Source organism: Roseovarius sp. MMSF_3359, assembly GCF_030733385.1.
Lineage (GTDB): Bacteria > Pseudomonadota > Alphaproteobacteria > Rhodobacterales > Rhodobacteraceae > Roseovarius.
The window spans coordinates 72,633-86,368 of the sequence record NZ_JASHJC010000001.1 but is presented as its reverse complement, the minus strand read 5'-3'; the positions used below and the strand labels follow the sequence as shown (position 1 = coordinate 86,368).

Here is a 13,736-nt window from a genome sequence, read left to right as displayed (position 1 = left end):
TTGTGCTAGGCATAGATTATCTAAATCTAACATGTCCGCCAGTTCGCCTCGCCCCAACATGCCGCACCTGAATGCGCTGCGCGCTTTTGAAGCCGCCGCGAGGTTGGGCAGTTTCTCCCTGGCCGCAGAAGAGCTTTACGTGACACCGGCGGCCGTCACCCAGCAGATCAAATCGCTGGAAGCCTGGGCCGGTATGGTCTTGTTCGAACGCCACGCGCAGGGCGTCACCCTCACCGATGCGACGCGGGATGCTCTTCCGACCCTGACCGAGGCGTTCGACCTGCTGGGCTCATCCGTGCACACGCTTGTCCGCAAGGCGCGCCCCCGCGCGATCAAGATCGCCGCGCTGCCCAGCATCGCGCAGTTCTGGCTGTCACCCCGCCTGTCGGCCCTCAGAGATGCGGTGCCGGGGCTTGAGATATCGGTGACGGCCCGCGAAACCCTGCCGAACCTCAAGCGGGAACCGTTTGACCTCTGCCTCTTCCTAGAGAAGTCGTCGGATGCATCGGGCGCGATCCCGCTGGCGCAGGACGAGATTTTTCCCGTCTGTGCGCCATCCGTGGCCCAACGGCTTGCGAAGCGCGCTGATCTGGCGGCAGAAACCTGGCTCAACGATGAAAACTGGAGCGGTGATTGGGACCGATGGGTTTCCGCCACCGGCGGCGGCATTCCGCAACCGGCTTCAAGGCCGGTCTTTTCGCTTTTTGGTCTTGCGCTGGAAGAAGCCATCAACGGCGCAGGCGTACTTATCGGCCACAGGCTCCTTGTGGGGAAACACCTGCAAAGCGGGGCGCTTGTGGCTCCGTTTCCGGACCCTGTGCCGCTCGTTCGACAACTATTTCTGCGTATCGGTCTGGGCGCGGGTGAGGATCCGGTGATCGCGGAGATTGTCAATCTGCTGAGCCGGGAGGCCGCCGTTCCCGCCGCCTAAAACCCGCCGAGCGCGTGCTCTACCAGCATCAACGATCCCGTTGGCGTCAGGTGATGGCGGTTTTGGTACCAATTCGCCTCGGCACTGCCGGAGTAGCAATAGCTGCCATCGCAGAAGACGGTTTTGCCATCGACCACCTGGAGGTCGGGAAAGGCCGCCTGCACCCTGGCCGTCACTGCATTCATCGGCTGCGATCTTTCCTCGAATTCCGACTGCGACACCTTGTGCGGACAGGTTCCCAGAAGGCTGGCGAACCGGGTGCTGCAATGGGCCGGATGCTCGATCATCTCCGGATTGTCGGTGATGAAAAGAACCTTCTTGCCCGCGCCCATCAGACCGCCAATGGTCTCGATCAGGCCGTCGGTCAGCAATTCCTGCCTCCCGGGGACGTCCGACGCGGCGAAATCCGTTCCGTGAAACGCCTGGTTCCCGAGCAATTCGAGGTTGCCATATCCGCTCACGATCACCTTGGCGATGTCGGGATCCGCGATGACATGGGCGATGGCCTTGTCCATGAAGCCTTGTTCGCATTGCATGAAATCCTCGGAGTCGGTGGCGCGCGAGACGGTCGGATAGCACCCGCCGCTAAGCAGGATCAGGACATTTTCATCGCTGCCCTCGTAAAATTCGCGGATGCCGGAGGCCAGGTGACCCGCGTGGCTGTCACCGATGACCGCCATTGTCGGCGCCCGGGTCGCGTCCATGATCCGGCATCCCCCGCCGGCTTCTTCGCGCGAACCGAAGGGATAGCAGGCGGTCCATCCTTGCCAATGGGTCATGTAATCCGTCTCATCCGCCGTCTGATTGGCCAGCTTCGGCAGGGCGAACCCCAAGGCCAGAACCGCGACACTGGCAAGCGCAGCACCGCTCAGCACCCGCGCCACGGGGAATTTCTTCGTACGGAACGGCCGTTCGACGAACCGCCAGGAAAAGAAGGCCAGTGCCGTGGTCAGGACCGTCAGCGCAAGGAACACATATGACCCTTCGGGCAGTGCCGTGATGTAGCGCGCAAAGACAAAGATCGGCTGATGCCAGAGATACATGCTGTAGGAGATGAGACCGATGCCCACGCACGCTTTGAGGCTCAGCAGCCGGTAGACCACCGTGCCGGGCACTGCAAAGAGGATGACGAGCGCCGTCCCCACGGTCGGGGCCAGCGCATAGAGGCTTGGAAACGGCGTTCGCTCGTTGAAATCGACCACCGCATAGGCAATCGCCAGAAGCCCCGCGGCAGACAGCAGGTTGCTCGTCAGGTTCGGCGGGGCGCTAAACCCGTGCTGCAGCCGGTACGCCGCGAGCGACCCGATCAGGAGTTCCCAACCGCGGGCGGGCAACAGGAAAAACGTGGCAGACGGGTAGGTATACGCCCCCCAATGCGCATACCCGAGGCTGACCACGCAAAGACCCAGCAGGATCCAGAAAACCATCGAGCGGTAGAACCGCCAAAGCGCCATCAGGAGCAGTGGGAATATGATGTAGAATTGTTCTTCGACTGCGAGACTCCAGGTGTGCAGAAGCGGTTTCAGCTCGGCGCCCGTGTCGAAATACCCGCTTTGCCACCAAAACAGGATGTTGGAGGAAAAGACGCTGACCGCCATGACGCTTTGGAAAAATTCGTTCAAGCTCTTTGGCAGGAGCAGCACCCACGCGACCGGGATCGAACAGAGCACCACGAAGAACAGCGCAGGCAGGATGCGGCGTGCGCGCCTGTCGTAAAAATTCGCGACGCTGAAACGTCCGATTTTCAGCTCTTCGAGGATCAGGCTGGTGATTAGATAGCCACTGATCACAAAGAAGACATCGACGCCGACAAAGCCGCCCCGGAAGGGTTCAAACCCCGCATGAAAGAAGATCACGGGCAACACCGCAACGGCACGCAGACCGTCTATTTCGGGGCGATACTTCACCGCCCTGTCTCATGCGTGGTCATTGTCATCCCGGCAGGTTTGGGTTGGATGAGGTCGGAAATCAACCGTCTTTCCTCGGGGTTCGGTCATTTTTTGCGTCCCATGCCCGCATCCAAGAAAAAAGGTGCACCGGAAGGCGCACCTTTCATGGTTCTCAGACGCCGACGGGGGGTTAGCCGATCGCGGCGGCTTTCACGTCTTCGTCGATGTAAGGCAGGTATTGCTCGAAATTGTCGGCAAACATCTGCACCAGTTTCGCGGCCTGCTTGTCATAGCTGTCGGGCTTGTCCCAGGTCCGGCGCGGGTTGAGCAGAACCGTGGGCACGCCAGGAGCGTCGACGGGCACTTCAAAGCCGAAATTCTCATCCTTGCGGAACTCGACCTTTGAAAGCGAACCGTCGAGTGCGGCAGTCAGCAGCGCGCGGGTAGCCTTGATCGGCATCCGGCTTCCGGTGCCATAGGCCCCGCCGGTCCAGCCGGTATTGACCAGCCAGCAGGTGGCACCATGTTTGGCGATCTTTTCGCGCAGGAGGTTGCCATAAACCTCCGGACGGCGCGGCATGAAAGGCGCGCCGAAGCAGGTCGAAAAGGTGGGTTCGGGCTCGGTCACGCCGCGCTCGGTCCCCGCGACCTTCGAGGTGAAGCCCGAGAGGAAATGATACATCGCCTGCGCCGGGGTCAGCCGCGAAATCGGAGGCAGGACACCAAAGGCGTCGCAGGTCAGCATGATGATATTCTTGGGATGCCCGCCAATCGCCGATTGCGAGGCGTTCGAGATATAGTGCAGCGGATAGGCGCAGCGCATGTTCGCGGTGAGTGAATCATCCTCGAAATCCAGCTCCAGCGTTTCCTCGTCGAAAACCATGTTCTCGATCACGGTGCCGAACTTGGTTGTGGTGGCATAAATCTCGGGCTCGGCCTCGGGGTTGAGGTTGATGGTCTTGGCATAGCAACCACCCTCGAAATTGAAGGTGCCGCGATCGGACCAGCCATGTTCATCGTCGCCGATGAGCGTGCGGGCCGGATCAGCGGAAAGCGTCGTCTTGCCGGTACCGGAAAGGCCGAAGAACACGGCAGTGTCGACCGCGTTGTTATTGGCATGGTTTGCCGAGCAGTGCATCGGCATGATGCCCTTCTCCGGCAGCAGGTAGTTCAGCAGGGTAAAGACCGATTTCTTGTTCTCGCCCGCGTATTCCGTCCCGCCGATCAGGATCATCTTGCGGTCGAAATTCATCGCGATCACGGTTTCCGAGCGGCAATTGTGTTTCTTCGGATCGGCCTGGAAGCTCGGACAGTTGATCACGGTGAAATCGGCGGTGAAATCGTCCAGATCCTCGCGGTCCGGACGGCGCAGCATGGTCCGGATGAAGAGGCCATGCCAGGCCAGTTCCGTGACCATGCGGACATTGATCGAATGCGCCGCATCCGCGCCACCGACGAGATCCTGCACGTGGTAGTCCCGGCCTTTCATATGCGCGATCATGTCTTCGTAAAGCGCATCGAACCCTTCCGGCGACATTGCGGCGTTGTTGTCCCACCAGATCGTATCCTTAACGCTCTCGGTCTTGACGACGTGCTTGTCCTTGGGTGAGCGGCCGGTGAACTTGCCGGTGGTCACCAGGAACGATCCGCCGATCCCCAGTTTGCCTTCGCCGTTCTTCAACGCGGTCTCGATCAGCGCCGGTTCAATCAGGTTGTAATAGACATTGCCCAGGCCCTCGATCCCCTGATCTTCAAGCCGGAATTGCGGGTTTACCCGTCCAAATGTCATCGGTGTCATGCTCCTGTAGCAAATCGCACTCAAAAGGGTGCCGGATCGCGTGGTCATACGCGCCAAAAATGGCGCCGGTGTGGCGGTGCATACCGCCATTTGCGCGCCTCTTAACATGACGCTTTCCGGAATGAACAGGCGGGTTTGGCACAGTTAGCGCAACCAAGCGCAAGTTAGCGCAACCATGGCGCGCAACCCCGGAACCACATCCACTCCTGAAATGAAAAGTGAGTCAATTTAGTCAATCCTAAAAGGTTTGTGACCCAATTGAGACAGTGGAATAGGGCGATTCGCACTTTGGGATTGATTGTAAAGAGCGAAAAAGCGCATAGTGAAAGAAAAAAACAGGCAACAAGAGCAGTATAAGGAAAACCCCAATGTCAAAAATCGCCCTTGTGGACGATGACAGGAATATTCTGACATCGGTGTCGATGACCCTCGAAGCGGAGGGTTTCGAAGTGGAAACCTACAATGACGGCCAACAGGCATTCGACGCATTCAGCAAGAAGCTGCCCGATATGGCGGTTCTCGATATCAAGATGCCGCGCATGGACGGGATGGATCTGCTCCAACGTCTGCGGCAGAAATCCTCGATGCCGGTGATTTTCCTGACGTCGAAAGATGATGAGATTGACGAGGTGCTTGGCCTCCGGATGGGTGCCGACGACTACGTCAAGAAACCCTTCTCGCAACGCCTTCTGGTGGAACGCATCCGCGCGCTTCTCCGGCGGCAGGACGCGGTGGCCGGCGAAATCGTTGGCGATACCGAAGAGACCAAGGTGATCGAACGTGGCGACCTGCGGATGGACCCGCTGCGCCATGCGGTGACCTGGAAGGGGCAGGATGTCTCGCTGACCGTGACCGAATTCCTGCTGCTGCAGGCACTGGCGCAACGCCCCGGTTTCGTGAAATCGCGCGATCAGTTGATGGATGTGGCCTATGACGACCAGGTCTATGTGGATGACCGCACCATCGACAGTCACATCAAGCGTCTGCGCAAGAAGCTGCGGATGGTCGATGACGAGTTTTCGGCGATCGAAACGCTTTACGGTATCGGATACCGCTACAACGAAGAATAGGTGAGGCTCTGGCCGAGAGGACTGATGTGCGTGATCTGACCCCACACAGGGACGGTGACGTCGTTCTGGGCGACGATTTTGTTGCCCCGGATAATGTCGAGGACGAGCTGCGATCCCGCAGAGAGCGTCGGCGTGTCTTTCCATTGCGGGAATCCTCTCTGACCCGCAAGATCGTCACCTTCAACCTGATCGCGCTGAACGTCCTCGTCGCGGGTATCCTTTATCTGAACTCTTCCCGCGACAGCCTCGCGCTGCAACGCGCCAACGGTCTGGTCGGTGAGGTCGAATTGATCGCCGACGTATTCGAGGCCCAGATGCCGTCGGGCATACCGGTCAACCTGCTGACCGGTGACGGGGTCGATGTGGATGAGACCCTCAAGGGCCTCGATATCCGGTCCGGCGTCGAGGTCTACGTGTTCGATCCCAAGGGGACGCTCGTAGGACACACCATTGGTCAGGCCGAGCGCGGCGACGAGCCCGAGATACGCCCGACCGTCATCACCGACGCATTGTCGAAGGTGTGGAACATGGTGTCCGCGCCCTTCTCCTCTTTCACGGCGACGCCGATCCCGCCATCGGTCGAGGATCAGGCCCGTGCGCTGGTCCCCAAGACCTTATCCGCCGGCACGCAGGTGGCGTCCGGTGATATCTATGAGGGTACGGTTTTCTCCGTTGCCACGCCAGTGATCCAAGGTACTGCGCCGGTTGCCGTCGTGGCCCTCGTCAGCGCCTCAGGCGAGATTGACAACCTGGTCGCCTCCGAGCGCGAAAGGGTCTTGCAGATGTTCGTGATCGCCACATTGGTCAGCGTGGGCCTCAGCCTCATCCTGGCATCCACCATCGCAAACCCGCTGGCGGATCTAGCCTCCGCCGCGGAAATCGGCGGCGACCGCAAGCAGGGCAACAATTCAAACGCGGGGCGGATCCGTATCCCCGATCTAACAGCACGCCCGGATGAAATCGGCCGCCTGAGCGGGGCGCTGCGGGGCATGGTCTCGGCGCTCTACAATCGCATCGACAGCAACGAACAATTTGCGGCCGACGTGGCCCATGAGATCAAGAACCCCCTTGCCAGCCTGCGCAGCGCCGTGGGCACCATGCGCGTGGCCAAGCGCGACGATCAGCGCGAACGGCTGCTCGAGGTGATCGAACATGACGTGCGCCGGCTCGACCGGTTGGTCAGCGACATTTCAAACGCCTCGCGGCTCGACAGCGAGTTGGTCAAGGAAGAGCAGGAAGCCTTCGATCTGGTTGGTATGCTTGGCAATCTTGGCCATTACCTCGGCGAAGAGGCCAGCAAGAAAGGCATCGACTTCATCACCGACTTCCCGGATCAACCGATTGTCATCACCGGGCTTGAAGGGCGTCTGGCACAGGTTTTCGTCAACCTCATCACCAACGCGATCAGTTTCTGCGAGGATGGCGATGCCATCCGCCTTTGGACCCGCAAACGCGAAAACAGGGTGTTGATCGTGGTCGAGGATACCGGCCCTGGCATCCCGGATCAGGCACTGACCAAAGTGTTCCAGCGGTTCTATTCCGAGCGGCTCGAAGGTGATTTCGGCAACAATTCCGGGCTTGGCCTTGCGATTTCAAAACAGATCGTCGAGGCGCATGACGGCGTGATCTGGGCCGAAAACATCCGGCCGACGGACGCAGACATTACCTCGGACCCGCTGGGCGCGCGCTTCGTCGTGGGCCTGCCGGTGTAAGAGATGACGCCAGCCGGCGACAATCCATCCGACATATGCACAATGCACGCGACCACCGTAGCATATGCGGGACGGGCCGCGCTGATCCGTGGCGCGTCGGGCAGCGGCAAGTCCGGGCTTGCGCTACAGATGATAGCCCTGGGCGGCAGGTTGATCGCAGATGATCGCACGACCTTGCAACGCCGCGGCGACATCCTGATCGCCAGGTGCCCCGAAACCATCCGGGGACGGATCGAGGCGAGGGGCGTGGGCATCCTGGCCGCCGCCCCCGCCGAGGCAACCCGGCTGGCGCTGGTGGTCGACATGGATACCGAAGAAACCGACCGCCTGCCGGATCCGGACATGATCGATATCCTTGGTGTTCCCTTGCCCTTGCAGAAAAAGGTCAATTTGCCCCATTTCCCTGCGGCGCTACTATCTTATTTGAAGCATGGACGACTAGCCTGAAGGACATAGCTGATGACGACGGCCCCGGTGCCAGATCGCCCGCCAAACCGCCTCGTGCTTGTGACCGGCCCCTCGGGGGCGGGGCGCAGTTCAGCCATCCGGGCGCTTGAGGACATGGGCTATGAGGCGATTGATAACCTGCCGCTGTCGCTCCTGCCCCGCCTGCTCGACGGTCCGGCGCCCGAAAAACCTCTCGCCCTTGGGATCGACACGCGCAACCGGGATTTCTCGACCAATGCTCTGATCGAGGCAATCGACGGGTTGAGCCAGGCGCCCATGCAGGTGCTCTACCTCGATTGCCGCGCCGACGTGCTGTTGCGCCGCTTCTCCGAAACCCGGCGGCGTCATCCAATGGCTCCGGCCGAGACGCCGGACATCGGCATCGCGCGGGAGTTCGACCTGCTGGTGCCGATCCGGGCGCGGGCGGATATCCTGATCGACACCTCCGAAATGGCGCCACGCGACCTCTGCGCCGAACTGGAGCGTTGGTTCGTGCAACAACCTGGCAGCGGATTGGCCGTGTCGGTCCAGTCGTTTTCCTACAAACGCGGGCTGCCCCGCGGCCTTGATATGGTGCTCGACTGCCGGTTTCTGCGCAATCCCTATTGGGAGGAAAGCCTGCGACCGCTGGATGGCCGGTCAGATCCGGTCACGGCCTATATCAGGGAGGATGCCCGGTTCGAGGCATTTCGCCTGAAGGTGCTTGATCTGGCGGAGTTGCTGCTGCCGGCCTACGAGGCCGAGGGCAAGGCGTATCTGTCGATCGGGTTCGGGTGTACCGGGGGACAACACCGCAGCGTTGCAATGGCAGAAACATTGGCCAAGGCCCTTGCGGAGAGCGGCTGGCAGGTGTCAATTAGGCATCGCGAGCTGGAACGGCGCGCGATTGAGTCTTCCCGGCCGGAAACAGGCCAGGCGACTTTGGGGATGACCAAGGAGTGATTGAGCGGTGATCGGTATTGTGATCGTGGCGCATGGCGGTTTGGCCCGCGAGTACCTGCGCGCGATCGAGCATGTTGTTGGACATCAGACGGGCGCACGGGCCATCACGATCGAAGGGGATCATGACCGGGCGGCCAAGGAATCCGAAATCTGTATCGCTGCCAACGAGGTGGACACCGGCGAAGGTGTCGTGATCGTTGTCGACCTGTTTGGCGGCTCGCCGTCGAACCTGTCGCTGCGCGCCTGTACACCGGAAAACCGGCGGATCCTTTACGGGGCAAACCTGCCGATGCTCATCAAGCTCGCCAAGAGCCGTCACCTGACCGTGCCGGAAGCCGTCCGCGCGGCGCTGGATGCCGGACGCAAGTATCTCGACAGCCATAATGTGACCGCGGAATAGAACCCATGTCAGAATCAATTACCCGACATCTGAAGATCGTGAATGAAAAGGGGCTGCACGCGCGGGCCGCCGCCAAGCTGGTGGAAGTGGCCGAGGGTTTTGACGCAACGGCAGAAGTGTCACAGAACGGCCAATCCACCGGCGCGGACAGTATTATGGGGCTTTTGATGTTGGCAGCATCAAAAGGAACCACTATTGACGTGCAGGTCTCGGGGCCGGACGCGGAGGCCATGGCAGATGCCGTCGAGGCCCTAGTGGCCGACAGGTTCGGCGAGGAGATGTAACCGCGCTCAACCGGCGCGCAGACGGGGAAACAGGGGCAAACCAGTTGGTGCAAAATCAGCAGGACAGGGGTGGCAATCCACCGGACGGAGAGGTGACATTCACCACCTATGACCGCCGCAGCCTGACCTACGCCAATTCCTTCGACACGCCCGTGACCTCCGTCATCATCCGCGCCATCGAGTGGATGACGGGGAAGATTTCGATCGTCCGCATGATCCGGAAATTCGAAAAACGCGGCGCGCCCACAGGGCAGGCCTTCTGGCGCGCGGCCTTGGGGACGATGGGGATTGACCTCAAGACGCCCGATGCAGAGCTTGAGAACATTCCGCTGACCGGGCCCGTCGTGGCGGTGTCGAACCATCCGCACGGGTTGGTGGACGGGATGATCCTGGCCGACCTGATCGGGCGGCGGCGTAACGACTACAAGATCCTGACCCGCGCGCTTCTGACCGGTATCGATGAGGTCGCCGCCTCCTACATGATCGCGGTGCCGTTTCCCCATGACCCCGATGCCCAGCGCAAATCCGTCGAGATGCGCGCGCAGGCCATGGCGCATTTGAAGAGCGGTGGGTTGATCAGCGTCTTTCCCTCCGGTGTCGTGGCATCGTCCGATACGTTGTTCGGGCCGGTGATCGAACGGGAATGGAATGTCTTTACCGCGCAGATGATCCGCCGGTCAGGCGCCCAGGTGGTGCCGATTTACTTCCCCGGTGCGAATTCACGCTGGTACCAGATGGCCAACCGGATCTCCGCCACGTTGCGTCAGGGCCTGCTGCTGCACGAGGTGGTCAAAAGCTGCAACAGGCCGCAGAAACCGGTGGTTGGCAAACCGATTACCGAGGAACGGCTGAAGATGTTGGAGACCGACCCGCGCGGGTTCATGACCTGGCTGCGGGAACATACGCTTTCCCTGGGTGGTGAGACCTCACAATCAAGATGAGTGCGCGTCCCGCGCACACCGGATATCTCGTCCTCCGCCTCCGGCTGCGTCCTCGGGCTGGTCTGTAATTCATCCAGTAATCTGTGGAAAACAGCCGGTTATTGAATTTTGAGGCAAGATATGCTATGTATATTTCTGTGGAAAGGAATATCATATGTCTGTTCTTTCAAAACCTATCGCCGATGTAAGTCCCGAACCCGGGCGGGTTGTCGCGAAAGCCGTGTTTAACGCGGCTCAGGAACTCGGGCTGTCGCAGCGTGAACTGGCGCAGGCGATTGGCGTCAGCGAGGCGACGGTGTCGCGTATGAAAGACGGTGGTTTTCTCTTGCAGGGCAAACCGTTTGAACTGGCGACTTGCGTGATCCGCATTTTCCGATCCCTCGACGCGATTGCAGGCGCGGACCCCGATACGATACGAGGCTGGATGACCAACGGGAATGCAGATCTGGGCGGTATCCCGCGGCAGATGGTCGTTCAGGCTACCGGTTTGATTGCGGTGATGAATTACCTGGATGCCGCCCGTGCACCCACCTGATCATTTTGCGCCTTATCGCGGCAACCTCTGGCGCGTGATCGAGGGGCAATATCGCGCGTCCACCATGCGGATTGTCGACACCGACAGCGAACAATCGGTTCTGGAGGACGTGCTTGAAGCAGCCAAACCGCCAGTTCCCGCGCCTTGCCAGCATCTCGATTACCAGTTCTGGTCGCCTTTCCGGTACGGTCGTTATCCGCGCGCTTCCCGGTTTCGAAGGGCGGGACCAACGCCCGGTGTCTGGTACGGCTCGGAAGATGTCCTGACCGCCGTGGCGGAAAGCATCTGGGGCAGTCTCGCATTTTTTTCGGCCTCTCCCGACACGCCCATGCCCCGATGGCCCGTGGAACACACGGCGGTGATGGCCGATATCCGGGTCGATATTGCAATTGACCTGACCCAGCCGGAAATGGCGGATCAGGGCCATTGGGACGATCCTGATGATTACGGCGACTGCCTGGACCTCGCCGATGAGGTCCGTACCCAAGGGTGCCAGGCGATCCGCTATACATCGGCCCGGCATCCTGATCGGGGGGCGAATGTTGCGGTGCTCGATTGTGCGGGATTTGCGCAGCCAGCGCCGATTTCGACCCAAACCTGGCATCTTATGCTGACGCCCAAACTGGTCCGCGCCCATTGCGAAACCCTGCGGCAGAGGCATCAGTTTGTCGTTGGCGAAACGGCGCTTCTGCACCCGTTCTGACGGGGCGTTTGCCGGGATTGCGCCATGGCGCTAAGCTGATCGCCGATGACAGTTGACCACGCGTATACATGACCTCCGTTCGGCTGAGATTGCTGATCCTGGCGCTATTGCCACTGGTGGTGCTCATGCCGCTTTTGCTTTTCGTGGCAATCGGCAGGTGGTCGGCCAACTACGACGATGTCCTGATTGCCAATGTCGAAAGCGACCTGCGCATTGCAGAACAATATATGCAGCGCATTCTTGTAACCACCGGCGGCGATGTCGAAAGCCTCGCGCGCTCCGTGGCGTTCCGCGATGCGGCGGCATTGCCCAATGACGCCTTCAGTGCCTATCTCGACCGCAGCCGGGACCGTCTGCAGCTCGATTTCCTGCTTTATCTGCCCCTGGGGCAAGCGCGCGAAATGGCGCAGAAATGGCCGGTGATCGCCGCCGCCGTGGCCGGAAACGGGGCCAGCGAGATCGACATCTTTTCCCACGAGGACCTGATCGCGCTATCCCCGGAACTGGCGCAGCAGGCGCGGTTGCCGTTGATCGACACCGAGGCTGCGGTGCCGACCGACCGCACCGTCGAGGACCGCGGTATGGTAGTGCACACGGCCACGGATGTGCGTGTGCCCGGACGTCTGGGCGTCCTGGTGGGCGGTGTCCTTCTGAACCGCAACCTCGATTTCATAGATACGATCAACGCGCTGGTCTACCATTCCGAAGGTGCCGGGGATGATCGGCAGGGGACGGCAACGCTGTTTCTGGAGGATGTGCGGGTTTCGACCAATGTTCGGTTGTTTGAAGGCGCCCGCGCGCTTGGAACCCGCGTGTCCGCCGTGGTGCGCAACAAGGTGCTGGTCGAGGGACAGACCTGGCTTGATAGCGCCTTTGTGGTCAACGACTGGTACATCTCCGGGTACCTGCCCCTGATCGACAGTTTCGGCAAACGGGTGGGGATGCTTTACGTGGGTTTTCTCGAAGCGCCCTTCACCGCGGCCAAGCGCAGTGCCTATATCCTCATCTTTGCTGCATTCGCCCTGGTTCTGGCGTTGACGGCGCCGCTTTTCCTGCGCCTTGCGGGGGGGATTTTTTCGCCGCTGGAGCAAATGACCAAAACGATGGAGAAGGTCGAGTCGGGTGAACTTGGCGCCCGGATCGGGACCGTGGCATCCAAGGATGAAATCGGCACGGTGGCGGCGCATCTCGACACGCTTCTCGATGAGGTGCAGGAACGCGACCGGAAATTGCGCAGCTGGGCCGATGAGTTGAATATAAGGGTCGAACAGCGCACCGCCGAGTTGCGCGAGGCAAATGAGAAGCTGGAAACCACTTACCAGCAGCTTGTCATGAGTGAAAAGCTCGCCTCGATCGGGGAAATCACCGCCGGGGTCGCCCATGAGATCAACAATCCGGTGGCGGTGATCCAAGGGAACATCGACGTGATCCGACAGAACCTGGGCGACGACGCGCGGCCCGTGATGACCGAACTGGCCTTGATCGACCAGCAGGTGGGCCGCATCAACGCCATCGTCGGCAAGCTCCTGCAATTTGCCCGTCCGTCCGATTTCGGCACGTTCGAAGAAAGTGTCGATGTGGCGCAGGTTCTCGACGATTGCCTGATCCTCGTCGATCATGTCATCGCCAAGGGGGACATTTCCGTGTCGATCGACCGGGGCGACGCGCCGCCGGTTCGGATCAACCCCGGCGAGTTGCAGCAGGTGGTTATCAACCTGATCGTCAACGCCGTACAGGCGATGGACGGGCGTGGCACACTCGACATCTCGATTTCAGCGGCAAGTCGGGATGGGACCGCCGGGGCGCAGCTTGTCATTGCGGATACCGGACCGGGCATTTCCGAAGAAAAGCTCAAGACGGTATTTGATCCCTTCTTCACCACCAAGTTGGGCGAGGGGACGGGCCTTGGCCTTTCGGTCAGTCAAACGCTCATTCAGAATGCAAATGGTCTCGTCACGGTGGCAAACCGGCCAGAGGGCGGTGCCGTCTTTACCGTCTGGCTGCCGCACGAAGAGGCCGGAACCGTTGCCGCCTAGGGAAAACTCGAATGGTAAGAGGTTGTTAGGTCAAAGCCTTTAGAACAC

The 13,736-nt window shown here is 60.4% G+C and carries 13 protein-coding genes; 11 read left to right on the top strand and 2 right to left on the bottom strand.

The window, feature by feature from the left end; translation table 11 throughout:
- Positions 1 to 31: 31 nt before the first annotated feature.
- On the top strand, positions 32 to 931 hold the full coding sequence (locus RBB29_RS00405; protein WP_306113175.1) for a LysR substrate-binding domain-containing protein: 900 nt from the start codon (positions 32 to 34) through the stop codon (positions 929 to 931).
- Here RBB29_RS00405 and RBB29_RS00400 read toward each other — a convergent pair.
- Positions 928 to 2,838, bottom strand: a complete 1,911-nt coding sequence (locus RBB29_RS00400) for an acyltransferase family protein (protein WP_306113174.1) — start codon at positions 2,836 to 2,838, stop codon at positions 928 to 930. The genes RBB29_RS00405 and RBB29_RS00400 overlap by 4 nt on opposite strands.
- 172 nt (positions 2,839 to 3,010) lie before the next feature.
- A complete protein-coding gene (locus RBB29_RS00395; protein WP_306113173.1) occupies positions 3,011 to 4,609 on the bottom strand; it encodes a phosphoenolpyruvate carboxykinase in 1,599 nt (532 codons plus the stop codon).
- Positions 4,610 to 4,986: 377 nt separating this feature from the next.
- On the opposite strand from RBB29_RS00395, the gene RBB29_RS00390 reads away from it, so the two are divergent.
- The 10 genes from RBB29_RS00390 to RBB29_RS00345 all read left to right on the top strand — a co-directional run bounded on the left by RBB29_RS00390 (position 4,987) and on the right by RBB29_RS00345 (position 13,688).
- A complete protein-coding gene (locus RBB29_RS00390) occupies positions 4,987 to 5,688 on the top strand; it encodes a response regulator transcription factor (protein WP_306113172.1) in 702 nt (233 codons plus the stop codon).
- Between the two features lie 26 nt (positions 5,689 to 5,714).
- A complete protein-coding gene (locus RBB29_RS00385; RefSeq protein ID WP_371931386.1) occupies positions 5,715 to 7,400 on the top strand; it encodes a sensor histidine kinase in 1,686 nt (561 codons plus the stop codon).
- Positions 7,401 to 7,442: 42 nt separating this feature from the next.
- Positions 7,443 to 7,847, top strand: a complete 405-nt coding sequence (locus tag RBB29_RS00380; RefSeq protein WP_306113171.1) for an HPr kinase/phosphorylase — start codon at positions 7,443 to 7,445, stop codon at positions 7,845 to 7,847.
- 12 nt (positions 7,848 to 7,859) lie between these two features.
- Complete coding sequence (gene rapZ, locus RBB29_RS00375) at positions 7,860 to 8,789, top strand: RNase adapter RapZ (RefSeq protein WP_306113170.1); 930 nt, start codon at positions 7,860 to 7,862, stop codon at positions 8,787 to 8,789.
- 7 nt (positions 8,790 to 8,796) lie between these two features.
- Complete coding sequence (locus RBB29_RS00370; RefSeq protein WP_306113169.1) at positions 8,797 to 9,189, top strand: PTS sugar transporter subunit IIA; 393 nt, start codon at positions 8,797 to 8,799, stop codon at positions 9,187 to 9,189.
- Positions 9,190 to 9,194: 5 nt separating this feature from the next.
- On the top strand, positions 9,195 to 9,473 hold the full coding sequence (locus RBB29_RS00365; protein ID WP_306113168.1) for an HPr family phosphocarrier protein: 279 nt from the start codon (positions 9,195 to 9,197) through the stop codon (positions 9,471 to 9,473).
- Between the two features lie 92 nt (positions 9,474 to 9,565).
- Positions 9,566 to 10,414 carry a lysophospholipid acyltransferase family protein gene (locus RBB29_RS00360; RefSeq protein ID WP_306113167.1) on the top strand — a complete coding sequence of 283 codons (849 nt, stop codon included), beginning with the start codon at positions 9,566 to 9,568 and terminating at the stop codon, positions 10,412 to 10,414.
- A gap of 154 nt (positions 10,415 to 10,568) precedes the next feature.
- Positions 10,569 to 10,949, top strand: coding sequence for an XRE family transcriptional regulator (locus RBB29_RS00355; RefSeq protein WP_306113166.1), 381 nt, complete (start codon positions 10,569 to 10,571; stop codon positions 10,947 to 10,949).
- The gene (locus RBB29_RS00350; protein WP_306113165.1) at positions 10,936 to 11,652 is read left to right on the top strand and encodes an RES family NAD+ phosphorylase; all 717 of its coding nucleotides are present in this window, start codon (positions 10,936 to 10,938) and stop codon (positions 11,650 to 11,652) included. The genes RBB29_RS00355 and RBB29_RS00350 overlap by 14 nt, the downstream gene beginning before the upstream one ends.
- A 68-nt stretch (positions 11,653 to 11,720) precedes the next feature.
- Positions 11,721 to 13,688, top strand: coding sequence for a cache domain-containing protein (locus RBB29_RS00345; RefSeq protein ID WP_306113164.1), 1,968 nt, complete (start codon positions 11,721 to 11,723; stop codon positions 13,686 to 13,688).
- Positions 13,689 to 13,736 lie beyond the last annotated feature (48 nt).